General features: G+C 72.8%; 24 protein-coding genes. 13 read left to right on the top strand and 11 right to left on the bottom strand.

Annotation, left to right across the window (positions count from 1 at the left end; genetic code table 11):
- Positions 1 to 89: 89 nt before the first annotated feature.
- A complete protein-coding gene (gene mgrA, locus IO36_RS02635; RefSeq protein WP_037615597.1) occupies positions 90 to 1,082 on the top strand; it encodes an L-glyceraldehyde 3-phosphate reductase in 993 nt (330 codons plus the stop codon).
- 206 nt (positions 1,083 to 1,288) lie between these two features.
- Here the strand turns inward: mgrA and IO36_RS02630 are convergent, their stop codons facing one another.
- On the bottom strand, positions 1,289 to 1,666 hold the full coding sequence (locus IO36_RS02630; protein ID WP_037615592.1) for a nuclear transport factor 2 family protein: 378 nt from the start codon (positions 1,664 to 1,666) through the stop codon (positions 1,289 to 1,291).
- Positions 1,667 to 2,023: 357 nt separating this feature from the next.
- Between IO36_RS02630 and IO36_RS02625 the strand changes: the two genes are divergently transcribed.
- From IO36_RS02625 to IO36_RS02610, 4 genes are all read left to right on the top strand, one after another.
- Positions 2,024 to 2,434 carry a hypothetical protein gene (locus tag IO36_RS02625; protein ID WP_037615590.1) on the top strand — a complete coding sequence of 137 codons (411 nt, stop codon included), beginning with the start codon at positions 2,024 to 2,026 and terminating at the stop codon, positions 2,432 to 2,434.
- A gap of 103 nt (positions 2,435 to 2,537) precedes the next feature.
- A complete protein-coding gene (locus IO36_RS02620; RefSeq protein ID WP_037615588.1) occupies positions 2,538 to 4,880 on the top strand; it encodes an ABC transporter ATP-binding protein/permease in 2,343 nt (780 codons plus the stop codon).
- A gap of 6 nt (positions 4,881 to 4,886) precedes the next feature.
- The gene (locus IO36_RS02615; protein WP_037615585.1) at positions 4,887 to 5,657 is read left to right on the top strand and encodes a hypothetical protein; all 771 of its coding nucleotides are present in this window, start codon (positions 4,887 to 4,889) and stop codon (positions 5,655 to 5,657) included.
- A 34-nt stretch (positions 5,658 to 5,691) separates the two neighbouring features.
- Positions 5,692 to 6,690: a serine/threonine-protein kinase gene (locus tag IO36_RS02610; RefSeq protein ID WP_037615583.1), complete on the top strand. Its 999-nt coding sequence runs from the start codon at positions 5,692 to 5,694 to the stop codon at positions 6,688 to 6,690.
- Between the two features lie 16 nt (positions 6,691 to 6,706).
- Here IO36_RS02610 and IO36_RS02605 read toward each other — a convergent pair whose 3' ends face one another.
- Positions 6,707 to 8,002, bottom strand: coding sequence for a streptophobe family protein (locus tag IO36_RS02605; protein WP_037615581.1), 1,296 nt, complete (start codon positions 8,000 to 8,002; stop codon positions 6,707 to 6,709).
- A gap of 198 nt (positions 8,003 to 8,200) precedes the next feature.
- Here IO36_RS02605 and IO36_RS02600 point away from each other — a divergent pair, with 198 nt between their 5' ends.
- Together IO36_RS02600 and IO36_RS48860 are read left to right on the top strand one after the other, a co-directional pair.
- Positions 8,201 to 9,511 carry a DUF6777 domain-containing protein gene (locus tag IO36_RS02600; protein WP_037615578.1) on the top strand — a complete coding sequence of 437 codons (1,311 nt, stop codon included), beginning with the start codon at positions 8,201 to 8,203 and terminating at the stop codon, positions 9,509 to 9,511.
- A gap of 158 nt (positions 9,512 to 9,669) precedes the next feature.
- Entirely contained in the window at positions 9,670 to 10,146 is a 477-nt protein-coding gene (locus IO36_RS48860; RefSeq protein ID WP_037615575.1) for a helix-turn-helix domain-containing protein, read from the top strand.
- A 27-nt stretch (positions 10,147 to 10,173) separates the two neighbouring features.
- On the opposite strand, the gene IO36_RS02590 is transcribed toward IO36_RS48860, so the two are convergent.
- The 3 genes from IO36_RS02590 to IO36_RS02580 all read right to left on the bottom strand — a co-directional run bounded on the left by IO36_RS02590 (position 10,174) and on the right by IO36_RS02580 (position 12,805).
- Positions 10,174 to 10,776 (bottom strand): ClpP family protease, encoded by a 603-nt coding sequence (locus IO36_RS02590; RefSeq protein ID WP_037615572.1) that lies wholly within the window; start codon positions 10,774 to 10,776, stop codon positions 10,174 to 10,176.
- A gap of 1 nt (position 10,777) precedes the next feature.
- The gene (locus IO36_RS02585; RefSeq protein WP_037615570.1) at positions 10,778 to 11,431 is read right to left on the bottom strand and encodes an ATP-dependent Clp protease proteolytic subunit; all 654 of its coding nucleotides are present in this window, start codon (positions 11,429 to 11,431) and stop codon (positions 10,778 to 10,780) included.
- Positions 11,432 to 11,563: 132 nt separating this feature from the next.
- Entirely contained in the window at positions 11,564 to 12,805 is a 1,242-nt protein-coding gene (locus tag IO36_RS02580) for an epoxide hydrolase family protein (RefSeq protein WP_037615567.1), read from the bottom strand.
- A 143-nt stretch (positions 12,806 to 12,948) separates the two neighbouring features.
- Here IO36_RS02580 and IO36_RS02575 point away from each other — a divergent pair, with 143 nt between their 5' ends.
- Positions 12,949 to 13,431 (top strand): VOC family protein, encoded by a 483-nt coding sequence (locus IO36_RS02575; RefSeq protein ID WP_037615564.1) that lies wholly within the window; start codon positions 12,949 to 12,951, stop codon positions 13,429 to 13,431.
- A gap of 82 nt (positions 13,432 to 13,513) precedes the next feature.
- Here IO36_RS02575 and IO36_RS02570 read toward each other — a convergent pair whose 3' ends face one another.
- Both IO36_RS02570 and IO36_RS02565 read right to left on the bottom strand, forming a co-directional pair.
- Positions 13,514 to 14,737 (bottom strand): PP2C family protein-serine/threonine phosphatase, encoded by a 1,224-nt coding sequence (locus tag IO36_RS02570; protein ID WP_037615561.1) that lies wholly within the window; start codon positions 14,735 to 14,737, stop codon positions 13,514 to 13,516.
- Positions 14,738 to 14,799: 62 nt separating this feature from the next.
- The gene (locus IO36_RS02565) at positions 14,800 to 15,816 is read right to left on the bottom strand and encodes a zinc-binding alcohol dehydrogenase family protein (RefSeq protein WP_037616113.1); all 1,017 of its coding nucleotides are present in this window, start codon (positions 15,814 to 15,816) and stop codon (positions 14,800 to 14,802) included.
- 141 nt (positions 15,817 to 15,957) lie between these two features.
- On the opposite strand from IO36_RS02565, the gene IO36_RS02560 reads away from it, so the two are divergent.
- Together IO36_RS02560 and IO36_RS02555 are read left to right on the top strand one after the other, a co-directional pair.
- A complete protein-coding gene (locus IO36_RS02560) occupies positions 15,958 to 16,755 on the top strand; it encodes a VOC family protein (RefSeq protein ID WP_078942963.1) in 798 nt (265 codons plus the stop codon).
- A gap of 57 nt (positions 16,756 to 16,812) precedes the next feature.
- Complete coding sequence (locus IO36_RS02555) at positions 16,813 to 17,508, top strand: ribonuclease H family protein (RefSeq protein ID WP_037615556.1); 696 nt, start codon at positions 16,813 to 16,815, stop codon at positions 17,506 to 17,508.
- 121 nt (positions 17,509 to 17,629) lie between these two features.
- On the opposite strand, the gene melC2 is transcribed toward IO36_RS02555, so the two are convergent.
- Complete coding sequence (melC2, locus tag IO36_RS02550; RefSeq protein WP_037615554.1) at positions 17,630 to 18,454, bottom strand: tyrosinase MelC2; 825 nt, start codon at positions 18,452 to 18,454, stop codon at positions 17,630 to 17,632.
- Between the two features lie 33 nt (positions 18,455 to 18,487).
- A complete protein-coding gene (gene melC1, locus IO36_RS02545; RefSeq protein ID WP_037615553.1) occupies positions 18,488 to 18,892 on the bottom strand; it encodes an apotyrosinase chaperone MelC1 in 405 nt (134 codons plus the stop codon).
- Positions 18,893 to 19,230: 338 nt separating this feature from the next.
- On the opposite strand from melC1, the gene IO36_RS02540 reads away from it, so the two are divergent.
- From IO36_RS02540 to IO36_RS02530, 3 genes are all read left to right on the top strand, one after another.
- The gene (locus tag IO36_RS02540) at positions 19,231 to 20,433 is read left to right on the top strand and encodes an FAD-dependent monooxygenase (RefSeq protein WP_209441144.1); all 1,203 of its coding nucleotides are present in this window, start codon (positions 19,231 to 19,233) and stop codon (positions 20,431 to 20,433) included.
- Between the two features lie 187 nt (positions 20,434 to 20,620).
- Positions 20,621 to 22,066, top strand: coding sequence for an MFS transporter (locus IO36_RS02535; protein WP_037615542.1), 1,446 nt, complete (start codon positions 20,621 to 20,623; stop codon positions 22,064 to 22,066).
- Between the two features lie 263 nt (positions 22,067 to 22,329).
- A complete protein-coding gene (locus IO36_RS02530) occupies positions 22,330 to 22,842 on the top strand; it encodes a TetR/AcrR family transcriptional regulator (protein ID WP_051899969.1) in 513 nt (170 codons plus the stop codon).
- 134 nt (positions 22,843 to 22,976) lie between these two features.
- Here IO36_RS02530 and IO36_RS02525 read toward each other — a convergent pair whose 3' ends face one another.
- Both IO36_RS02525 and IO36_RS02520 read right to left on the bottom strand, forming a co-directional pair.
- Positions 22,977 to 23,603: an alpha-ketoglutarate-dependent dioxygenase AlkB gene (locus IO36_RS02525; protein ID WP_037615540.1), complete on the bottom strand. Its 627-nt coding sequence runs from the start codon at positions 23,601 to 23,603 to the stop codon at positions 22,977 to 22,979.
- A 126-nt stretch (positions 23,604 to 23,729) separates the two neighbouring features.
- Entirely contained in the window at positions 23,730 to 24,437 is a 708-nt protein-coding gene (locus IO36_RS02520) for an SDR family NAD(P)-dependent oxidoreductase (RefSeq protein WP_037615537.1), read from the bottom strand.
- Positions 24,438 to 24,452: the final 15 nt, after the last annotated feature.

Raw genomic sequence — 24,452 nt, 5'->3', positions numbered from 1 at the left:
AATGCCATCCGATCCTTCCGTTGGACCGCCGGCCGCCGGGCGGGCGAGAGTGGGGGAAGTCCGTTCCCCCGGCCTCCCAGGAGTACGCGTTGTACACCCCGCACCCCGACCGCTACGCGGACATGCCCTACCGGCGCACCGGGCGCAGCGGCCTGAAGCTCCCCGCGCTGTCGCTCGGCCTGTGGCACAACTTCGGGCCCGACCGGCCCGTGGACGTCCAGCGCGCGATCCTGCGCCGCGCCTTCGACCTCGGCGTCACCCACTTCGACCTGGCGAACAACTACGGTCCGCCGCCCGGCGCCGCCGAGTCCGCCCTCGGCGACGCCCTGAAGGCGGACTTCTCGCACCACCGCGACGAGCTGATCGTCTCGACCAAGGCCGGCTATCTGATGTGGCCGGGCCCTTACGGCGAATGGGGTTCGCGCAAGTACCTGCTGTCCTCGCTGGACCAGAGCCTCGGCCGGATGGGCCTGGACTACGTCGACATCTTCTACTCGCACCGCCCCGACCCGGAGACTCCGCTGGAGGAGACGATGGGCGCCCTGCACTCGGCGGTCCAGCAGGGCAAGGCGCTGTACGTCGGCGTCTCGAACTACTCGGCGGAGCAGACCCGCGAGGCGGCCCGGATCCTGGCCGATCTGGGCACCCCGCTGCTCATCCACCAGCCGCGGTACTCGATGCTCGACCGCCGCCCCGAGGACGAGGGCCTGCTGGACGCGCTCGACGAGCTCCAGGTCGGCTCCATCGCGTACTCGCCGCTGGAGCAGGGCCTGCTCACCGGCCGCTACCTCGACGGCATCCCGGAGGACTCGCGGGCCGCGAGCGACAGCCCGTTCCTGAGCGCGGACAAGGTCACCGACGATCTGGTGGGCCGGCTGCGCGCCCTGGACGAGATCGCCACGTCCCGAGGACAGTCGCTGGCCCAGCTCGCGCTGGCCTGGGTGCTGCGCGGCGGGCGGGTCACCTCCGCCCTGGTCGGAGCGAGCAGCCCGCGGCAGCTGGAGGACAGCGTCGCGGCCGTCGGCAACCTGGACTTCACCGAGGACGAACTCGCCAGGATCGACGAGCTGACCAAGGTCTAGGGCGTACCCGGCCAGGGGCCCGGGAGCCGGACACGCCGTCGAGGTGTCGCGCCGGCGCCGGGCCCCCGACGCGTACCCCGTCCGTGTCGGAGGCCCGGCCGTTCAGGCAGCCGGCGGGTCCCTGCGACTCAGACCGGCAGCGGATCCCTGCGACCTGGGCCGGCAGCGGGTCTCTGCGACTCAGACCGGCAGCGGGTCCCGGCGAGTCAGGCCGGGACCCGGTCCAGGAATCCGTGCACGCTCCGGATCCGGTCCGCACCGTCCAGGGCGATCACGTCGAAGCCCGCGACCGGCGCCGAGCCGTCCTTCGGGTCGACCAGTTCCCAGCCGAAGCGGGCGGTGTCGTGGTGGCCGTCGACCGGGCCCAGCGGCCGGAAGACGAAGCCGGGGAACTGCTCGTGCACGGCGGTGATCACGTCCGCGATCCCCTCGTGCCCGCGGACGTCGGCCAGCGGGTCGGTGTAGGTGCCGTCCGTGGTCCAGGCGGAGGCCACCGCCTTCGTCAGGGTGTCCCGCCCCTCCGCGTTCCAGGCCTCGAAGTAGCGGGCGACGGCGGTCTCGTAGCGCTCGGTGCTCGCGGACATGGTGAACCAGCCTCCATCGGGGAACGTATCCATGGTCAAGGTCCGTTTCCCGGGCATGTGTCGAGCCCCGGGAAGCGGTACGACCAGCCTGGCGGGCGGTGCGCGGAGCGTCGATTACCTCGCGGGTCATGGCGCGGCCCCGGAGCCGCTTTCGCCGCCGGTGCCGTTTCGGCCAATCGCCGCGGTGAATATGCCAAGAGACTGGCTGGAATCACATGGTGACAGTGTGTCAGTAGTGACGATACTCAAGCAGTAGGGCAATTCAACCAAGCCCGTGCAATTGCACGGTGCGGTGCCCAAGAGCCGCAGGGAAAGAGAGGCCGGACCGGCGACGAGCGACGCCAATGGGGGAAGATCGTGCACGACGAATTCCTGTGCCACGTCACCGCGTACGGCATGTGCGGCGGTCAGCGAGTCGGTGTACCCCTCGGCACCTATCGCGCGCCGACCCTCGCGCTGGCCCTGTGGTGGATGCGGGACCGCGCGGCCTGGATGGCCGAACGGCTCGACCCGCAGCCCGAGGACCCGGCCTTTCCGCCCAACTCGATTGCTCCGGTGGGCGAGAGCGTCCCCGACGTCCCGACGATGTTGCGCGCCTGGTGCGGAGACGCGGACCAACAGGAGCTGGTGGCAGAGGAGTTGGCCGCCGGAAAGCTCGTGCGCGTGTCCACCAGCGACGACACCACCGAGTACGAACTGCTCGCCGAGTCCGTGGACGCGCTGCGCATGCACCGCACCGCCGCGGTGCTGGGAATCTCCGCCGCCTGACCGTCCGCGCACACTGACGGCCGGACGCCGGCCGACCGATCGCGCAGTCCGAGAGCCGGACGCTGATCAGGCGCGTATGTGGGCGAATCGTTAGAATTCTGGCATGGCAGAGAGGCCGGTCGCGGCGACTGCACCCGAGCTCGTCCTCGAAACCGAGACGGGCTCGACGGTGATGAGTCCGAACCACGACTACCACGTCGGGCGCGATCCGCTGTGCGACGTCGTCATCGACGACGTCCGGGTCTCGTGGCACCACGCGGTGCTGCGGCCCCAGGCCGATCACTGGACGCTCGAGGACGAGAACAGCACGAACGGCACGTACGCCGACGGGCGGCGCATCCACGAGTGGGGCGTCGGGCCCGGCAGCGTGATCCGCTTCGGGAGTCCCGCCGACGGCCCCCGTGCCGTCCTCGTACGACGCCCACCGCCCGTCGCCGAGCGCCCCTCGGCCGTCTCCATGCCGGCCGCCACCAGCACCTTCCGGCAGCCGACCACCGTACGGCCGCTGCCCTCGCGCACCGTGCGCATCGGCCGTGCCCCCGACAACGACCTCGTCGTCGACGATCTGATCGTCTCCCGGAACCACGCCGAACTGCTGGCCCGGCCCGACGGCACGTACGAGATCGTCGACCTCGGCAGTCACAACGGCACGTTCCTCAACGGCCAGCCCGTGCAGCGGGCCCTGGTCACACCGGGTGACATCGTCGGCATCGGGCACTCCGCGTTCTGCCTCGTGGGCGACCAGCTGCAGGAGTACGTCGACAGCGGCGAGGTCTCCCTCGACGTGCAGGACCTCGTCGTCGAGGTGGACCGGGGCCGCAAGACGCTGCTGGACCAGGTGTCCTTTCCCGTCGGCGAGAAATGTCTGCTCGCCGTCGTCGGCCCGAGCGGCGCCGGCAAGTCCACGCTCCTGAACGCGCTCACCGGACAACGGCCCGCCGACCACGGCACGGTGCTCTACGACGGCCGTGACCTCTACCGTGACTACGCCGAACTGCGCCAGCGCATCGGCCTCGTCCCGCAGGACGACATCCTGCACGCCCAGCTGACCGTCCGCCGGGCCCTCACCTACGCCGCCGAACTGCGCTTCCCGCAGGACACCGCCAAGGCGGAACGCAAGGCACGGGTCGACGAGGTGATCGGCGAACTGGGCCTGGAACAGCGCGCCGACCAGCCCATCCACAGTCTGTCGGGCGGACAGCGCAAGCGGGTCAGCGTCGCCCTCGAACTGCTCACCAAGCCGTCCCTGCTCTTCCTCGACGAACCGACCTCCGGTCTCGACCCCGGCATGGACCGCTCGGTGATGCACATGCTGCGCGGCCTCGCCGACGACGGCCGCACCGTCATCGTGGTCACCCACAGCGTGCTCAGCCTCGACGTCTGCGACCGGCTCCTCGTCCTAGCCCCCGGCGGCAAGGTCGCCTACTACGGACCGCCCGACGACACCCTGCCCTTCTTCGGCTACCGGCAGTGGCCCGAGGCGTTCGAGGCCTTCGAGCGCGACACGCAACGGGACTGGGCGGGGGAGTACAAGGACTCGCCGTTCCACCGTCAGTACATCGACAAGTCGACCTCGCAGCCGAGGGTGCCGGACGCGGGCAGCGGCGCGCTCGTCGGACCGCCGCCCAAGGCCCAGAGCTGGGGCTCCCAGCTGCGCACCCTGGTCCGCCGCTACGCGGCCGCCCTCGGCGCCGACCGGACCTTCCTCGCCATCATGATCGCCCTGCCGTTCGTGATGGGCGCGATGGCCCGGGCGCTCGCCGGCGGCAAGCTGACCCAGGACACGGCCATGAACGCGCTGCTCATCCTGTGCGTCGGCGGTGTGCTGACCGGCGCGGCCAACGCGGTCCGTGAACTCGTCAAGGAACGGACGATCTACCAGCGAGAACGGGCCGTCGGCCTGTCCAGATCGGCGTACCTGATGTCCAAGGTCGTCGTGCTGGGAACCATCACCGTCCTCCAGGCCGTCGTGCTCACCCTCGTCGCCCTGTTCGGCGTCGACCTCAACGCCCCCGGCGGCAAGGGCGTGCTGATGCCACCGCTGCTGGAGATCACCCTGGCCGTGGCCCTGCTGGCCTTCACCGCGATGATGCTCGGCCTCCTGGTGTCCGCCGTGGTGCGCAAGGAGGAGGTGACGATGCCGCTGCTGGTGCTGCTGGCCATCGTCCAGGTGGTGTTCTGCGGGGCCCTGCTGAAACTGCACGGAGTGCCCGGCCTGGAACAGCTGTCCTGGCTGGTGCCCTCACGCTGGGCGCTGGGCGCCATGGCCGGAACCATCGGCCTGGCCCGGATCGTGCCCGGCGAGCTGACCGGGGACCCGATGTTCCGGCACTCGACCAGCGTGTGGCTGATCAACATGGGCATGCTCGTGGTGCTCTCCGTCGTCTTCGGCTGGCTGGTCGCCCGGCTGCTGCGACGGCACGAGCCCGCGGTCATGCGGAAGTAGCCGCCGATGACGAGCCCCGGCTTCCGCCCGACGCACGTCGTTCCGCAGGACGGGCTGCCCGCCTGGGAGTCGCCCGACCCGTCCCGGCCCACCGTGCCCCTGGACGCGCTGCTGCCGGTCGAACTCGTCGACCGGCTCGGCGACTGGGGGCGCGTCCTCTGTGCGAACGGCTGGTCCGCCTGGGTCGACGGACGCCTGCTGATCGCCGTACCGCAGGTACCGCCGGCGGCGACCCGTCCGCTCGCGCGCACGGCCGACCCCCGGCCGCTGCTGGCCCGCGTCGAGCAGGCGCTCACCGCCTACCGGCAGGCGGCGGAGGAACTGGCGGCGGGGCGGCTGGAGGCCGAGGCGTTCCGGGCCCGTACGCAGGGCAGCCGGATCGGTGTGGTCGTCGACGGCGAGTCGATGTGGCTGTACGACGGCGAGCACGAGCGGTGGGTCTACTGCGACGGGGCCCGGCTGAGCACCTTCGCGGCCGGGACCACCCCCTCGGCCGCCCCGCGCGAGTCGCCGAGGCGGCCGGAGGAGCACGAGCCGCCCGGGGACGGGCCCCCGGAGCCGGAGAGCGGGTCCGCCCCGGAACCGGCCGCGGCGGCGGAGCCGAGCCGGTGCACGGAACCCGGCAGGGCCCCGGAACCGGGAACGGCGCGCGGGCGCCAGGCGGAGCCGACGCGGATCGTGCGGGAATCCGCGTCCGGCGGGCCGCCCGAAGGTCCTCCCGGCGGACACGAGCCCACCCGTCTGGTCACCTTCGACGACGACCGGGGCGAGGACTGATGCCGGGCACCGGCCAAGGGCGGGGTGACCGCTGATGGACGAGAGGTCCGGGGCGGACAACAGCCCGTTCTCGGGACGGCCCTCCGAGCTGATCGGACGGCAGATCGCCGGATACCGCATCGAGCGCGAGATCGGCCGCGGCGGCATGGCCGTCGTCTACCAGGCCAAGGACCTGCGCCTGGACCGCACGGTCGCCCTCAAGCTCCTCGCACCGGAACTCGCCCGCAACGACACCTTCCGCGGACGCTTCACCCACGAGTCACGGGTGGCCGCGGCCATCGACCACCCGCACATCGTGCCCGTCTTCGAGGCGGGCGAGACGGACGGCGTCCTCTACATCGCCATGCGCTACGTCGCCGGGCGCGACCTGCGCCACCTCCTGGACCGCGAGGGACCGCTGCCGGTCACGGTTGCCGCCCGGATCGGCATCCAGGTCGCCTCCGCGCTCGACGCCGCGCACGACCACGGACTGGTGCACCGGGACGTGAAACCCGGCAACATCCTGGTGGCCCAGGGCACCGACAGCGACCATCCCGAGCACGTGTACCTCACGGACTTCGGACTGACCAAGAAGTCCCTGTCGCTGACCGGGTTCACCAGTGTCGGGCAGTTCGTCGGCACCCTCGACTACGTGGCGCCGGAGCAGATCTCCGGAAAGCCGACCGACGGCCGCTGCGACGTCTACAGCCTGGCCTGTGTCGTCTACGAGGCGATGGCCGGCCGGCCGCCGTTCCAGCGCGAGGACGACATGGCACTGCTGTGGGCCCACCAGTACGACCAGCCGCCGGCGCTGACCTCCGTGCGCCCCGACATCCCGGAGGCGGTCGACGCCGTCCTCGCGAAGGCGCTGTCCAAGAGCCCGGACGACCGGTACGACTCGTGCCTGGCCTTCGTCAGCGCGCTGCGGATCGCCGCGCGCGGTGTGGTGACCGGGTCCGGAACCGGCTCCGACAGCCGGGCCGAGGCGGTGCCCGGCGGACCGGGTCCGGTGCCGGAGCCGCCCGTCTGGGCCAGGCCGGTCTTCCGGAGCTGAGACGACCACGCCGGGCTCAGCCGCCCGGGCCGATCTCCCCCCTGCGCCGCGCGCCCCTGGCCAGGAGCGCGCCCAGGAATCCGGCGACCAGCCCCCACAGCACGGCGAGGCCGAGCGCGCCCCACACCTGGGGCTTCATGAACAGCTCGCCCTTCAGACCGCCGCCGATGTCACCGAGGCCGAGGATCGACAGACCGTAGTTCGCCGAGATCCGGCCGAGCAGGCAGATCATCAGCACCGTCAGCGCCAGCGCGAGGGCCATGTGGAGGGCGTGCTGCCAGGCCCGTACCCGGGCCGGCGAGCGGGCCGCCATCAGGAAGGCCGCCCCGAGGACCAGGACGGCGTCGACGGCCACCAGCCACCAGACACGGCCGTCGTAGTCGGCCAGCGAGCCGAGGTTGAGCGCGGACACGTCCGGGGTGCGCAGCACCTCGTCGAGGACGTGCGGCATCGGCAGCCCGAAGGGGCCGTCCACGCGACCGTTCCAGGTGGCGCCGAGCCCGATCGTGAACGCGAGCCAGACGACGTTGGGCAGACCGAGGAGCATCACGGCGAAGGTCTCGGCCGGGTGTCCCCGGGTCGCCGCCACCACCAGTCCGACGACCACGCCGATGCCGACGCAGGTGAGCAGCAGCGCCACCATGGCGTACGCGGCCGGCCGCACCGACTCCTGGAAGCGCAGCAGCCGTGCGGGAAGCGGCGCGCCCCGCGAGACCAGCAGCGCGATCACGAACACGCCCGCGAGCCACAGCACCCCGAACACCAGGGTCGGGGCCATGGCGGCCTTGAAACCGACCTGGGGCGTTGCGCCGAACAGGTCGCCGATGGCGCCGATCGTGCCGTTGCCGAGGTCGACGGTGAAGTTCTGGCGGGCCGCCAGCGCGAGCCCGATCAGGACGAGCAGCCACAGGACGGCCAGCCGCCCGGCCCAGCCGGCCAGCTCCGTCGCCCCCGCGACGGCGCGATGCCGCAGCGGCCGCAGGAATCCCGCGCCCAGCACCAGCGCTCCGGTCAGGGTCACCGACAGCGGGACGACCGTCAGACCCGCCTTCGTCTCGGCGATGGCCCCCGCGTCGCCGGTGAACTCGACGGTGCCGCCGACCGCCGTGACGAGGGTGGCCGCGACCACCCGCGGATAGGCGTTGTCGGGCAGGTCCGTGGCTCCGGCCGCCCACAGGCCGAGCGCGGCGACCACCCCCATCAGGACCAGGCCGGCCAGCACGGCCACGAGGGCCTGGAGCCAGCCGTGACGGGCGGCAGGACGCGCGCCGCTGCTGGGGGCCGGGTGGGCGGACGGTGTCGGGGGACTCACGCTGCCACGCTAAGCAGCACCGACACCGTCCGCCCCTCGGGAGGGCCGACCGCGTCGGCCCGCGGGCGGCGGCCGTCGGCTTGCGGGTACCGGCGGACCGGGGCACACAATGGGGCGTCGTGGAAGAAAGCGGCACAAAGCGCAGAGGTATCGCAGCGCATCGTGGCCGCGGCATCCCGCCACCGGGAGGAAGAGCTCGTGAGCGTCGAACCGCCGTCCTCCGGCCGTCCCACCGGGCCGCCCTCGGGCCCGCTGTCGGGCCCGCAGCAGCCGAGCCCGACCCAGCCCGTGAACCTCCCGCCCGCCGGGCCGCCCAGCGGTGAGTCCGGAGCGGGCGGCGGGGGAGGCGGCGGCACCGGCGGCGGAGGCCCGGGCGGCGGTTCCGGCGGCGGCCCCGCGGGGCCCGGCGGCGGAGAGGGCGGACCGGGCCGGGCGGGCGGCGGACCCGACCGGCCCTGGTGGCGGTCGGCGCCGCGCGTCGCACTGATCACCGGAGTCGTCGCGGCCGCCGTGATCCTCGGACTCGTCTTCACCAACAACGGCGGCGGGGCCAAGAACACCGGCAGCGAGGTCTTCCTCCAGTCGGCGGACAAGACGGGCCCCGACCCGTTCACCGAGTCGACCGCCCAGGACACGTCCTCCGCACCGGAGACCCCGGCGACCCCGGCCACCTCGGCACCCGCCAACGCGACCGTCGCCGTGAGCGGCAACGCGCCCGGCCTCTACGGCGGCACCAAGAACGTGTCCAGCTGCGACGTGGAGAAGCAGATCACCGCGCTCGGGGCGGACCCGGCGAAGAACAAGGCCTTCGCCTCGGTCGAGGGCATCAAGCCGGACGCGGTCCCGGCGTATCTGCGCTCCCTCACCCCTGTACAGCTGCGCATGGACACCCGTGTGACCAACCACGGCTACAGCAACGGCGCCCCCACCAGCTACCAGGCGGTCCTCCAGACCGGCACCGCCGTCCTCGTGGACTCCCGCGGGGTGCCCCGGGTGCGCTGCGCCTGCGGCAACCCCTTGCTGCCGCCGGTCGCGCAGCAGGGCACGCCGAAGGCGACGGGCGACTCGTGGGCCGGCTATCGGTCGCGGGACGTCGTGGTCGTGGCACCGTCGACGACGGTCATCAACGTGTTCGTCCTCTACGACCCCCAGACCAAGGAGTGGATCGCCCGCGAGCGGGGCGACGAGGGCAAGCACGACAAGAAGACGCATCCGCCGGTGAACCCCTCGCCCTCGGCCAGCGTCTCGGCCTCGCCCTGCACCTCGCCGGACGGCTCGACACCGGCCTCCGGGAGCCCGTGCCCCTCGACGGCGACCTCGCCGTCGTCCGAGAGTTCGTCCCCGTCGTCGTCCTCCTCCGAACCGTCCTCCTCCGCGCCGTCCTCGGTGGAGCCTCCCTCCAGCGAGCCGCCGTCGTCCGCCTCGGAGGCACCGCCGGCGTCCGGGTCCGCCTCCTCCGAGGGCGTGTCCCCGGCCTCTCCGGTGTCCCCGGCGTCACCGGCCCAGTGAGGAGCCGTCACCGCGCCGGACGAACGGTCCGGCGCGGTCCGCTCCTTGCTCGATTTCTTCGAGCCGGGCGCTCGCGGGCCGGGCGTTCCCGGAGCGACTTCACCGAGAGCGCAACGCCGGTCCCTTCCCACGCGGCCCGGCGCTCCTAGGCTGGAGGGGTGAGCGACCACGTGACCGACGAAGCCCGTGTCATCCCCCTGCGCCCCACGGCCCCGGAGACCTCCCGGACACCGCCGGCGGCCGTAGCCCCGGCCGGTGCTCCACGGCCACCGGTCCTCGTCCCGCGCAGGGGACCCGAGGCGCCGGCGCCCGCCGCCAAGGAGCCGTTGTGGCGCGACCTGGTGGGCGACGTCCTGCGGCGCGAACGGCTGGCCCAGGAACGCACGCTCAAGGACGTGGCCGACGCGGCCCGGATCTCGATGCCCTACCTCTCCGAGGTCGAGCGCGGCCGCAAGGAGGCCTCCTCCGAGGTCCTCGCGGCGGCCGCGCGGGCCCTGGGGCTCGGTCTGACCGACCTGCTGTCGCTGGCCCAGGGGGAACTGACCCGGCACACCCGGGCCGTGTCCCCCCGGAGCCGCACCGCCCCGGCGCGGTCCTCGGCCGCGCGCCGCGACGGCATGTGCCTGGCCGCCTGACGCCGGTCCGGTCCCGGCCCGCCGTGGTCAGACCACGGCGAGCCGGCGGCTGAGGATCTCGTCGGCGAGCCCGTACTCCACCGCCTCCCGGGCGGTGAAGATCTTGTCGCGGTCCATGTCCGCCCGCAGCGTGGCGACGTCGTGGCGGGTGTGCCGGGCCAGCACCTCCTCGACCTGCGAGCGGATCCGCAGCATCTCCTTGGCCTGGAGACTGAGGTCCGACACCGTGCCCTGACGGCCGCCGCTGGCCGGCTGGCCGAGCAGCACGCGCGCGTGCTCCAGGACGAAACGCCGTCCGGGATCGCCCCCGGCCAGCAGCACCGCCGCGGTCGAGGCGGCCTGCCCGACGCAGAACGTCGAGATCGGCGCCTGGACGAAGGTCATCGTGTCGTAGATGGCCATCAGCGAAGTGAACGATCCCCCGGGCGAGTTGATGTAGATCGCGATCTCGCTCTCCGGGCTCGACGACTCCAGATGGAGGAGCTGCGCGATCACGACGTTGGCGACCCCGTCGTCGATCTCCGTCCCGAGGAAGATGATCCGCTCGGACAGCAGCCGGCTGAAGACGTCGTAGGACCGCTCGCCCTGCGGGGTCCGCTCCACGACGTTCGGAATCGTGTACGTACCCATGTCAGAGTCCCGCCCGTCGCCGCGAGGAGGCCGGACGGACGTCGTCGAGCGACTCCACCACCCGGTCCACCATGCCGTACTCCCTGGCCTGCTCCGCCGTGAACCAGCGGTCGCGGTCACCGTCCCTGGAGATCGTCTCCTCGCTCTGGCCGGTGTGCTCCGCGGTGATCCGTTCGATGGCCCGCTTGGTGAACTCGTGGTTCTGCGCCTGGATCTCGATGTCGGCCGTGGTGCCCCCGATGCCCGCGGACGGCTGGTGCATCATGATCCGCGCGTTGGGCAGGGCGAAACGCTTGCCGGGCGTTCCCACGCTGAGCAGGAACTGGCCCATGCTGGCGGCGAATCCCATCGCGAGCGTCGAGACGTCGTTGGGGATCAGCCGCATGGTGTCGTAGATGGCGAGCCCGGCCGTCACCGAACCGCCCGGGCTGTTGATGTACAGGCTGATGTCGGTGCGCGGGTCCTCGGCGGACAGCAGGAGCAGCTGGGCGCACACGCGGTTCGCGGACACCTCGTCGACCTGGGTCCCGAGGAAGACGATCCGCTGGACGAGCAGCTGCGCGGCGAGATGGTCGTCGTAGCGGGTCGGGGCGGTGTCGCCCTCCTCGGCCCACGCCGTGCGGGCCGGATGCCGGCCGGTGATGAGGGGAGCCATGGTTCCTCCTGGTCGTGACACGGCGGAGGTCGCCGCTGACTCCACTCTCGGGGCGCGGCGGGCGCCGGAGGGGATTTCTCGGCCCGTGGCAGATTCGCCCTCGGCAGAGCCGCACCGCGTGTGCGGCGCCCCTCAGGCGTCGAACGAGTCCGGGGCGTCCGGGGTGTCCATGGCGCCCGAAGCGTCCGTGCGGAGCCGGCGGAAGAACGCCCGGACGTCCCCGGTCAGCAGATCCGGCTCCTCCATCGCCGCGAAGTGCCCGCCCCGGTCGAACTCCGTCCAGCGGACGATGTTGTCGGTGCGTTCGGCGACATGGCGCAGCGCGACGAAGTTCTCCTCGGGGAACACGGCGAGCGCGGTCGGCGTGGCCGACGGCTCCGGCGGCGCGCCCCAGTAGTCCGCGTGGGCCCGCTCGTAGTAGATCCGCGCGGACGAACCGGCCGTGCCGGTCAGCCAGTACAGCATCACGTTGGTCAGCAGCAGATCCCGGTCGACCGCCTCTTCAGGCCGGTCGTTCGAGTCCGTCCACGCCCTGAACTTCTCTACGATCCAAGCGAGTTGACCCACCGGCGAGTCGGTGAGGGCGTACGCGAGCGTCTGCGGCCGGGTCGACTGGAGGGCGGCGTACCCGGCCTCCTCGCGGTTCCAGTCCCGGCCCCGCCGCCAGGAGTCGAGGGTGCGCTCGCGCTCGTACGGCGTGAGCGCGGCCAGTTCCACGGCGGTCGGTTCGGTGGCCGCGGACGAACCCGGCAGCAGGTTGAGGTGGACCCCGGTCACCCGGTCGGGGTACGCCCGTCCGAGCTCGCGCGACACGGCGCCGCCCCAGTCCCCGCCCTGGGCGCCGTAGCGCCGGTAACCGAGGCGCTCCATCAGCTCGGCGAAGGCGGCGGCCACCCGGGTGAACTCCCAGCCGGTGTCCCGGGTCGGGCCCGAGAGCCCGAAGCCCGGGATGCTCGGCACGACCAGGTGGAAGGCGTCGGCGGGATCGCCGCCGTGCGCCCGCGGATCGGTCAACGGCCCGACGACGTCGGTGAATTCGACGATCGACCCGGGCCAGCCGTGCGTCATGATCAGGGGCGTCGCCCCCGGCTCCGGCGAGCGGATGTGCGCGAAGTGCAGCCGGGCGCCGTCGATCTCGGTGGTGAACTGGGGCCACGCGTTGAGGCGTTCCTCGGCCGCGCGCCAGTCGTAGGCGTGCCGCCAGTGGTGCACGAGCTCCTGGAGGTAGTCCTTCGGCACCCCGTAGGCCCAGCCCACGCCGGGCAGTTCGTCGGGCCAGCGGACGGAGTCGAGGCGCCGGTGCAGATCGTCCAGGTCGCTCTGCGGGAAGGCGACGCGGAAGGGACGAATGCCGGGGGAGTCGGGGGAGATCATCCGGCGGATGCTATCCCCGCGTGCGGGGCGTCCGGGAACGGTTTTCCGGGTCGCGTGGGTGGCCGTGCGCGCGCGGCCGATGAGTTTTCGGACCAGGATCGGTCGACAGGAGTGACGATGCTTTCCCGACCGAGGAGGTACCCATGACCGCCGACGGTTTCACCACCTGTCTCTGGTTCGACGGCCAAGCCGAGGAGGCCGCCCACTACTACGTCTCGATCTTCAAGAACTCCCGGATCGTCCGGACGGGCCGCACCACCGAGGCCGGCCCCGGCCCCGCCGGTTCGGTGCTGGTCGTGGAGTTCGTGGCCAACGGGCAGAAGTTCGTCGCGCTCAACGGAGGCCCGCAGTTCACCTTCGACGAGGCGATCTCGTTCCAGATCCTCTGTGCCGACCAGGGCGAGGTGGACCACTACTGGAACCGGTTCCAGGAGGACGGCGGCGAGGCGGGCCCCTGCGGCTGGATCAAGGACCGGTTCGGACTGTCGTGGCAGGTCGTCCCCTCCCGGCTCATCGACCTGATCGACGACCCGGACCCCGAGAAGGCGGCCCGCACGACCCGGGCGATGCTCCAGATGTCCAAGCTCGACCTGCCGGCCCTGGAGAAGGCGTACGCGGGGGAGTAGCCCCCGAAGCCGCCTGGCGGCACCTGCCCCGGCCGCGTCCCTGTGAGCGCCCCGCGCCCAGGCCGGGTGCCGGGCGTCTGCCTCAGGCCGGGTGCTCGCGCGGGCGGATCCGTGCCGCCAGCACCGCCACGTCGTCCTCCGCGTGCCGGGCGTCCAGCGCGGCGAGCACCTCGTCGAGCAGCTCGTCCACCGCGGCGCCCGGCGGCAGGCGCAGCGCGGCCAGCCGGGCCAGCGAGGTGTCGATGTCCTCGCCGCGCCGCTCGACGAGACCGTCGGTGAACATGACCAGGGTGTCGTCGCAGGAGAGCCGGCGGACCACCTGCTGGTAGCCGCCCACCCCCGTACCCAGCGGCGGTCCCACCGGCAGCGGCAGCAGTTCGCCGGACCCGTCGCCCGCGAACACCATCGGGGGCAGATGCCCCGCGCCCGCGATCACGGCGGTGCCGCGCGCCGGGTCGACCCGGACGAGCAGACAGGTGGCCGGTCGCCGGGTGCCGTCCTCGGCGACCGCCGTGTCCAGCCGGCGCAGCACGCGGTGGGGCGGGAGGTCCGTGGAGGCGACGTAGCGCAGCATCGAGCGGTACGCGGTCATGTCCACCGCGGCGTCCAGACCGTGGCCCATCACGTCGCCCACGACCAGCAGGGTCCGCCCGAAGTGCAGCCGGACGGTCTCGAACCAGTCCCCGCCCACCAGGGCGCCGCCGCCCGCCGGGAGATAGCGGGTGGCGAGGTCGAGGTTCGGATGCGGCCGCCCCGGTGCGGCGAGCAGCGCCCGCTGGAGGTCCAGGACGGTGCCGCGCAGGGACGCGTGCCGCCGGGCGTGGCCGAGGTGCACGGCCGCGAGCCTGGCCGCGTGCTGCGCGACCCACTGGTCGGTGCCGGTGAACGGCGCCCCCTGCCGGACGGCGAGCAGCACCCCGTAGCGGATGTCCCGGGCGAGCAGTGGCACCGCCATGACCTGCCGGGGCGTCCGGGCGGACAGGCCGATCGGGACGGCGATCGCGCGGCCCTCGCCGATTGCCCGGGCGGACAGGGGGCGCGGGCCGTCGGGCGGGATGAGCAGCGCGGTGCGGCCGGCCGTGGCCAGGCGCGCGAACGAGGGGTCCGGGGAGCGGCGGCCCGCCGACTCGTCCGGGGGCAGCAGGTCCACCGCCGCGCCCTCGCAGAAGTGCCGGCACGCGAAGTCGGCGAGTTCCTCGCAGGTCGTCGTCTCGTCGAGGGTCGTGCCGATCGCTTCGGTGGCGTCCGCCAGGGCATCGGACGGCGTCCCCGCACCCGCCGCCCCGTCGTCGCCCCGGCCCGCCATCGCACCTCCACCGCAGCACCCGCCTGGGTCCATCCACGCACGGGGGTGGCCAGCCCGCATGCTCAGCCCTGTGGCGGGTGCTCGTTCACCAGTACCGCCGCTCCCTCGAAGCGGCCCTCCTTGAGGTCCCGCAGGGCCTGGGGTGCCTGCTCCAGCGGATAGGCGTGGGTCGTGGCACGGATGGAGTGCCGGGCCGCCAGTTCCAGGAACTCCCGGCCGTCCTGACGGGTGTTGGCGGTGACGCTGCGCAGCTGCTTCTCGTAGAACAGGTCGCTCTCGTAGCGCAGCGGCGGGACGTCGCTCAGATGGATGCCGGCCACGGACAGGACACCGCCCCGGTCCAGGGCCCGCAGGGCGACCGGGACGAGATCACCGGCCGGCGCGAAGAGGATCGCGCTGTCCAGGGGTTCGGGCGGCTCGTCGTAGGCCCCTCCGGCGGAGGCCGCCCCGAGACCGAGCGCCAGCCGTCGCGCGGCCGGATCGCGGGTCAGTACGTGCACGGTGGCGCCCTCGGCGAGCGCGAGCTGGGCGCACAGATGGGCGCTGCCGCCGAAGCCGTACAGGCCGAGACGGCCGCCCGGCGGCAGCGCGGCCCTGCGCAGCGCCCGGTAGCCGATGATGCCGGCGCACAGCAGGGGGGCCAGCGCGATGTCGTCCACACCGTCGGGCAGCGGGTAGGCGAAGGCGGCCGGGACGGTCGTGTACTCCGCGTAACCGCCGTCGGCGTCCCAGCCGGTGTACTCGGAGGCCGGGCAGAGGTTCTCGGCGCCCCGCAGGCAGTACCCGCAGGTGCCGTCCGTACGGCGCAGCCAGGCCACCCCCACCCGGTCGCCGACGGTGAAGCCGTCGACCGCCCGCCCGGTCGCCGCCACCACTCCCACGGCCTCGTGCCCCGGTGTCACCCGAGGGCAGTGCACGGGCAGGTCGCCCTCGGTGACGTGCAGATCGGTGCGGCACACCCCGCAGGCGCGGACGTGCACCAGGAGCTCGTCGGCGCCGGGCGCGGGCACCGGCCGGCGCACCAGGCGCAGCGGATCGCCGTCGACCGACCCCGGCCGGATCACTTCCCACGCCCGCATCATCACGTGCCCCGTCCCGTCGGCTCTCCGGTCGGTCCGTTCTCCAGTCTCGTACAGGGCCCGCGGTTCGGCGCGCGGCCCCGGTGAAGGCGCTCTAGCGTGAGCAGCGCAACCGTTCACCGGACAGGAGAAGGTCGGGTCATGGCCGTACAGCCTGAAGGAACGCCCTGCTGGGCGGACGCGATGTTCAGCGATGTCGAGGGTGCCAAGAGCTTCTACGGGGACGTGCTCGGCTGGACGTTCGGCGAGGCGTCCTCGGAGTACGGCAACTACACGCAGGCCTTCTCCAACGGCAAGGCCGTCGCCGCGGTGGTGCCGCCGATGCCGGGGCAGGAGGGCCAGTCCGCCTGGTGCCTGTACCTCGCCTCGCCCGACGCCGCCGCGACCGCCGAGAAGATCAGGAGCGAGGGCGGCGAGGTGCTGATGGAGCCGATGCAGGTCGGCGACTTCGGCACGATGGCGCTGGCCCGGGACCCCGGCGGGGCGGTCTTCGGAGTCTGGCAGGCGGGCGTGCACGAGGGCTTCGAATCGGTCGGCGAGCCCGGCGCGTACGCCTGGGCGGAGGTCTTCACCCGTGACCCGGACAAGTCCGACGGGTTCTTCCCGGCCGTCTTCCCCTTCACCGCGCAGCAGATGCAGGACGACGCCGTCGACTTCCGTGTCTTCAGCATCGGCAAGAACCCGGTGCTCGGCCGGATGCGGATGACGGACGACTTCCCGCCCGAGGTGCCGTCGTACGTCAACGTCTACTTCTCCGTCGAGAACTGCGACGAGGCGGTGGCCAGGGCGACCGAGCGGGGCGCGGTCCTGCGCTTCGGTCCGATGGACAGCCCCTTCGGCCGCTTCGCCGCGCTGAGCGACCCGCAGGGCGCGGCGTTCTCCGTGATCGACATGAAGGCGACCCAGGGCGAGATGCCCGGGATGACGGACGTGTCCTGAGCGTTTCCCGGAGGGGCCCGGGCCACCCGCGACCGCGGGCCCCCTCCGGGGCGTGGCATGATCGGGGACATGCCTGAACGCGTTGTTGCCGCCTGTGACGGGGCTTCGAAGGGAAACCCGGGACCCGCCGGATGGGCCTGGGTCGTCGCCGACGGGGACGAGGCCCCGGCCCGCTGGGAGGCCGGAGCCCTCGGCACGGCGACGAACAACGTCGCCGAACTGACCGCACTGGAGCGCCTGTTGACGGCCGTCGGGCCCGAGGTGCCGCTGGAGATCCGGATGGACTCCCAGTACGCGATGAAGGCGGTCACGACCTGGCTGCCGGGCTGGAAGCGCAAGGGCTGGAAGACCGCCGCGGGCAAGCCCGTCGCCAACCAGGAGCTGGTCGCGCGGATCGACGAACTCCTGACCGGCCGCTCGGTGGAGTTCCGCTACGTCCCCGCCCACCAGGTCGACGGCGACCGGCTGAACGACTTCGCCGACCGCGCCGCCAGCCAGGCCGCGATCGTGCAGCAGCCCGCCGGCAGCGACCTCGGGTCCCCGGAGCCGCCGGCCTCCCCCGACACCCCGGTCGCCGCGGGCGCCTCCCGCCGCCGTCCGGCCGCGAAGACGTCCCGGCCGGGCGCGTCCGGCCGCACCATCAAGGCCAAGTTCAACGGCCGTTGTGTGTGCGGGCGTTCCTACGCCGCGGGCGAGCCCATCGCGAAGAACGCGCAGGGCTGGGGCCACCCGGAGTGCCGGACCGAGGCGTAGGCCTGAGCGGGAGCTTGACCCGGAGCCGGAGCCGGAGCCGGAGCCGGAGCCGGAGACTGACCCGGACCCGGAGGTTGACCCGGGCGCCGGGCCGGTCCGGGCGGTCGAGGTGCTGCCGGGCTCAGACCGTGTCGAAGGTGTAGAACGCGGCGTGGTCGAGCAGGTCGGCGGGCCGGGTGTCGTTCCACGGCTTCATCGTCTCGCCGAGGTCGACGACGTCCGGGGTGCCGCCGGCCGGAAGGTAGCCGGAGCCGGGGTGCCGGCGCTGCCACTGGGCCCACAGCCTGTCTATGAAGGCGTGGTGGAGCCAGAACACCGGGTCGTTGGGGGAGACGCCGGTGGCCATCTGGCCGCCCACCCAGACGTGCACCCGGTTGTGGAGATTGACGCCCCGCCAGCCTTCGAGGTGATTGCGGAAGCCGTCCGAGCCGCTGTTCCAGGGCGCCATGTCGTACGTCGCCATGGCGAGCACGGACTCCACCTCGGCGCGGGTCGGCAGCTCCCGGACCCCGGTGCCCAGCGACCTGCGCAGGTAAGTGCGGCTGTCGACACGGACGTTGATCGGCCAGTTGCCCGCGGAGGCCGCGAAGGGGCCGTCCGTCACGCGGCCGTCCAGACTGCGCCCGGTCCCGCCGAGGAAGTCCGGCGCCCACAGCGACGCCCGCGCGGTGCGGTCGGTGCTCCAGTCCCAGTAGGGCAGTGCCACCGAGGGGTCGACGGACTGCAGGGCCCGCTCGAACTCCAGGAGGAACCTGCGGTGCCAGGGCAGGAACGACGGTGAACGGTGTCCCGTCCGCTCGCCGGTGTCGGTGTCGCCGAGGATGAACGCGTTGTGCGTGGTGACGAAGGTGTCGTACTTTCCGCTGCGCTTGAGCTGCAGCAGCGCGTCGACGAATCGCCGCTTCTCTTCGGCGGTCAGGCTCGCCTGGTTCTTGCGTACGGTCATGTGCGGGACTCCACGATCTGCTTGCTGGGTGGTTCAGTTGGCGGCGAAGGGCACGAGCGGCGCCCCCTGCAGCTCCACGACGGCGGCGCGGGCCGCGTCGCGCGGGGTGGGCACGGGCGCGTAGTGGCTGACGACGCTGATCCAGCTGCCGTCGGCGTTGCTCATGACGTGCAGTTCCACGCCGTCGACGAACACGCCGTATCCGCCGCCGTGATGGTGGCCGCCGCCGGTGACCGCGCGGCCCTCGATGCGGCGCCCCTTGAAGACCTCGTCGAAGGGCTCCGGGCCGCCGTGGTGGTGCCCGGCCATGGACGGCCGTGCGGCGGCCGGGCCCTCCGGTGCCGCGGAGGCGGCGGACGGGGCGAGGGTCTGGACGCCCGCGCCCGCGGCGAGCGCGGCGGCTGCCCCGAGGGCGCGGCGGCGAGTGAGCTCCGGCATGCGGAGACCTCCTGTGATCAGGTGCGTTGATGACCCGATATGCCTATCGGGTCGTCAAACAACAGGAGAAATCGCCGGATGTCGGTTGGCTGCGATCAGGACAATCGCGTACATGTCGTGCAGAGTTGAACGAAGATGATCTTGCTGTCCGACCGGTTCGCGAGATGGTCGCGGAAGGAAATCCTCCGGTGGGAGGGCTCCCGTTCGGTGATCTTGCGGTGGCCGGGGCCGGCTCGTGGCGCGGCTCACGCCCGCGATCTGGCGTGAACCGCGGGCGCGACCCCCGCTGCTACTCTTCGTGCACAATCGACCGCAATGTGCAACATAGGGGAGTGCGCGTGAAGATCGCGTGCGTCGGTGGCGGACCCGCAAGCCTGTACTTCTCGATCCTGATGAAGCTCCAGGACCCGTCCCATGACATCACCGTCCACGAGAGGAACCCCGCCGGTTCGACGTACGGCTGGGGCGTGACGTACTGGGCGGCTCTGCTCGACAAGCTGCGCGAGGGCGACCCGGCGTCCGCGCTCGCCGTCGCCGAGAACTCGGTGAGCTGGAACGACGGCGTCGCCCACGTCGGCACCCGCACGACCGTGGCACCGGGCGACGAGGGCTTCGGCATCGGCCGCCGCCGGATGCTCGACCTGCTCGCCGAACGGGCCCGGTCCCTGGGGGTCCGGGTCGCGTACGAGAGCGAGATCACCGCCGACGACCTGCCCGAGGCCGATCTCGTCGTCGCCGGGGACGGGATCAACAGCGCCCTGCGCGAGCGGTACGCCGGTCACTTCGGCACCGAGGTCACGCGGGGGCGCAACTGCTACATCTGGCTGGGCACGACCAAGGTCTTCGACTCCTTCACCTTCTCCTTCGTGGAGACGGACCATGGCTGGATCTGGTGCTACGCCTACCGGTTCGGCGACGACCGGAGCACCCTCGTCATCGAGTGCGCCCCGCGCACCTGGACCGGCCTCGGACTCGATACCGCGAGCGAGTCCGACGGTCTGGCGCTGCTGGAGAAACTCTTCGCCGGCCTGCTGCGCGGGCATGGGCTGATCGGTCGGGCACAGCCGCACGGCGCCGCCCAGTGGCTCACCTTCCGCACCCTGACCAACCGGACCTGGCACCGGGGCAACCTCGTCCTGCTCGGCGACGCCGCCCACACCACGCACTACTCGATCGGCGCCGGCACGACCCTCGCCCTGGAGGACGCCATCGCCCTCGCGCGCGCCCTGCGCGACCACGCGGACCTCGACACCGCCCTCACCCGCTACGGCCGGGAGCGCAGGGCCGAGCTCCTGCCGGTGCAGAGCGCGGCCCGCCACAGCGCCCAGTGGTACGAGAACCTGCCCCGCTACATCGGGCTGCCGCCGGCGCAGATGTTCGCCCTGCTCGGGCAGCGGCACTCGCCGCTGCTGCCGTACGTGCCGCCGCAGCTCTACTACCGGATCGACCGGGCCGCCGGGCGGCTGGAGGTGCTGCGCCGCTTCAAGCGCTGGCTCGGGCCGAAGGTCGCCCGCAGCGCCCAGGCGCGGGCGCAGCGCTAGGTGTACCACCCCTGTAGCGCTTGTAGCGCCTGTAGCGCCTTGGGCGCGGGGCGCGGTGGCCGCCGCATCGCGCCGCGGGGGCGCCCCCGTGCGCCTCGGAGCAGTGGACCCACTTGGGGTGAATGACAATTCACCGGTAAGGTGAATTGTCATTCACCCCTTTTTCACGTCAACTTCTGGAGTGCCGATGGCGGCCCTGCGCGAGCGGCTCGCGATCCCTGTCCTGGCCTTCGGCGGGATCCTCATGGCCGTCATGCAGACGGTGGTCGTCCCGCTGCTGCCCGACCTGCCCCGGCTCACCGGCGCCTCGGCCGGCGCGGTCTCCTGGATGGTGACCGCGACCCTCCTCGCCGGAGCTGTGCTCACGCCCGTCCTCGGCCGCGCCGGAGACATGTACGGCAAGCGGCGCGTGCTGCTCATGGCCCTCGGGATGATGACGGTCGGCTCGCTGATGTGCGCGCTCACCTCGCAGATCGGCGTCCTGATCGTGGCGCGGGCGCTCCAGGGCGCGGCGGCGGCCGTGGTCCCGCTGTCGATCAGCATCCTGCGCGACGAGCTGCCGCCGGAGCGCACGGGTTCCGCCGTAGCGCTGATGAGCTCCACCGTGGGCATCGGCGCCGCCCTCGGCCTCCCGCTCGCCGCCCTCGTGGTGCAGTACGCCAACTGGCACGTCATGTTCTGGGCGACGACCGCCCTCGGCGTCCTCGGGACGGCATTGGCCTGGTGGGCCGTACGCGAGTCCCCCGTCCGGCAGCCGGGCCGCTTCGACACACTGGGGGCCTTCGGTCTGGCCGCCGGACTGGTCTGCCTGCTGCTCGCCGTGTCCCAGGGCGGCACCTGGGGCTGGACCAGCCCGAGCGTCCTCGGGCTGTTCGCCGGCTGCGCCGCGATCCTCGTGCTGTGGTGGCGGCAGCAGCTGCGTGCCGAACGTCCCCTCGTCGACCTGCGGCTGGCCGCCCGTCCGCGCGTCGCCCTGCCGCACGTCGCCGCGCTGCTGACCGGGTTCTCCTTCTACGGGAACTCGCTGGTCACGGCGCAGCTCGTCCAGGCGCCCAAGGCCACCGGCTACGGACTCGGCCTGTCCATCGTGGCCACCGGTCTGTGCCTGCTGCCCGGCGGGGTGACGATGCTGCTGCTCTCGCCGGTGTCGGCGCGCATATCCGCGGCCCGCGGCCCCCGGATCACCCTGGCCCTCGGTACGGCGATCATCGCCTCCGGCTACGTCCTGCGGATCGCCGACAGCCGCGACCTGTGGGCGATCATCCTGGGCGCCACGGTCTGCTCCATCGGTACGACCTTCGCCTACTCCGCCCTGCCCACGCTGATCCTGCGCGCGGTGCCGGCCGGGCAGACCGCGTCGGCCAACGGCGTCAACGTCCTGATGCGCACCATCGGGCAGGCCGTGTGCAGCGCGGCCGTGGCCGCCGTGCTCGTGCACCACACCAGCCTGGTCGCGGGCGCCCCGGTGCCGACCCTGCACGGTTATGTGCTGGCCTTCGTCATGGCGGGTACCGTCGCACTGGTGGCCTGCGCCGCCGCACTGTCGATACCCACCGACCCCGCCTCCCGCGAGACCCCGCGAACCGGCCGTCCCGCGGGCGCGTCCCGCGACGAGGCACTCGAAGGAGCCTGAGCACCGTGACCACCCCGCACTCCGGTCTCACCGCGTCCCCGGCGGTCCCGGGGCCCGGCGAGCAGCCGGCCGCCGCTCCGCAGCACGGGGAGCGCGACGCCGCACCGGCCCCGCACGGGCAGCCGGACGCGGGGTCCGCCCCGCGCCGGGAGCCGGAGTCCGCGGCCGAGGGGCGAGAGGAGCCGGACTCCGCGACCGCGGGGCGGCAGGCGCCGGAGGCGGGGTCCGCCCCGCGCCGGGACGCCGAGGCGAGCAAGGCCGCGATCCTGCGCGCCGCCCGCTATCTGCTGGCCCGGCACGCGCACGCGGACATCACCCTGAAGGCGGTCGCCGACCGGGCCGGGGTGAGCGCGCCGCTGATCCTGAAGTACTTCGGCAACAAGGACGCGCTGTTCGCCCGCGTCATGTCCTTCGAGTCCGACGCCGACGCCCTGCTCGACGCCCCGCTGGAGGAGCTCGGCCGGCACATGGTGCGCCATCTCCTCGAGGGCCAGACGCAGCGCGGCGTGGACCCCGTCCTGCGGATCGTCTTCGCGCCGCTGCACGGGGAGCAGGGCGAGATACTGCGGGCCAACTTCCGCGCACAGGTCAGCGAGCGGCTCGCCGGGCGGCTGAGCGGCCCGGACGCGGGGCTGCGCGCCGAACTCGCGGTGGGCACCCTGCTCGGCCTCGGAGTGATGTACGGGATCGCGCGGGGCTCGCACCTGCGCGCCACCCCGGTCGACGAGATCGTCGAGCGGTACGCGCCCGCGGTACAGGCCCAGCTCACGCCCTGAGCCCAGCTCACGCCCTGAGCCCAGCTCACGCCCTGAGCCCAGCTCACGCCCTGGGTCGGGCTCACGCCTTGGGCCGGGCTCACGGCCTTGCGCCCCGTTCGTCGCGAGCGGGCCGCGCGGCCGGTCCGTGCGGGTCAGTTCACTCCGGCGGGGCGGAACTGGATGCTGATCCTGGGCCCCGCCGCCCGTGCGGTCTTGGGGATCGCGTGCTCCCAGGTGCGCTGGCAGGAGCCGCCCATGACGATGAGATCGCCGTGGCCCAGCGGCCGCCGGACCGTCTCCCCGCCGCCCCGGGGCCGCAGCAGGAGATCACGCGGGGCTCCCACCGACACGATGGCGACCATCGTGTCCTCCCGGGCGCCCCGGCCGATCCTGTCCCCGTGCCAGGCCACGCTGTCGCGGCCGTCCCGGTAGTAGCAGAGCCCGGCCGTCGTGAACGCCTCGCCCAGTTCCCCGGCGTAGTGGGCCGAGAGGGCGTCCCGGGCCTCGTCCAGGACCGGGTGCGGCAGCGGGTCGTCGGCGCGGAAGTACGCGAGGAGCCGGGGGACGTCCACCACGTGCTCGTACATCTGGCGCCGTTCGGCCCGCCAGGGGACCTCGGCGGCGAGGCGGGCGAAGAGTTCGTCGGCCCCGCTCAGCCAGCCGGGAAGCAGGTCGATCCAGGCGCCGTCGCCGAGCGTGGTGCGGCGCAGCCCGGTCAGGGGGCCGAGACGGAGCTCGTCGGTCTGGTCGAAGAGCGAACCCTGGAGGTGCGTGGCCATGGGGCCAGCGTACTCCGGTAATCGAATAAGTGTTCCATTGGCTCGGTGTCGGCCCGCCGGGCCCTCCGCGCGCCCGTCGGCCCGTCCGTCGGCGGGACGGACGCGCCGACGCAAGGGCGGGTCGGTTCACCAGGGGACCGGCCCCGCGGCGTCGAAGAAGCCGCCGGTCGGTCCGTCCCGGCCGATCCGCGCCATGCGCACGATGATCTCGGCGCCCTCCTCCACCGTCTGCGTCCCGGTGTTGCCGTTCAGGTCGGTGGCGGTGAAGCCCGGCTCCACGGCGTTGACCCGCAGATCCGGGAAGGCCTTCGCGTACTGGACCGTGATCGTGTTGACGGCGGTCTTGGACGCCGGATAGGCGACACCGGGATAGCCATGGGCGGGTACCGAGGGATCGGTGAGCCCGGCCAGCGAGGCCAGGCCGCTGCTGACGTTCACGACGACGGGCGAGGCGGAGCGCCGGAGGAGGGGCAGGAAGGCGTGGAGCACCCGGACGACGCCGAAGACGTTGGTCTCGAACAGCTCGCGCATCATCGCGGCGGTCACCTCGGCCGGGCCGATGACGCGGTTCCCTTCGCCCCGCCCCTCGACACCGGCGTTGTTGACCAGGACGTCCAGCCCTCCCTCGGCCGCGACGGTCCTGGCCGCGGCGGTCACGGACGCGTCGTCGGTGACGTCGAGGAGGACCGGGCGGGCCCCGATCAGGGCGGCGGCGCGACGGCCGCGTTCGGGGTCGCGGCTGCCCAGGTAGACGGTGTGTCCCGCGGCGACGAGCCTGCGGGCGGTCTCGAGGCCGAGACCCTTGTTCGCTCCGGTGACGAGTGTGGTGGTCATGCGTCCAGCGTCCGG

The organism is Streptomyces aureus (genome assembly GCF_000725495.1).
GTDB classification, from domain to species: domain Bacteria; phylum Actinomycetota; class Actinomycetes; order Streptomycetales; family Streptomycetaceae; genus Streptomyces; species Streptomyces aureus_B.
Note: the sequence above shows the minus strand (reverse complement) of the source record. Positions and strands in the feature narration are given on the sequence as shown.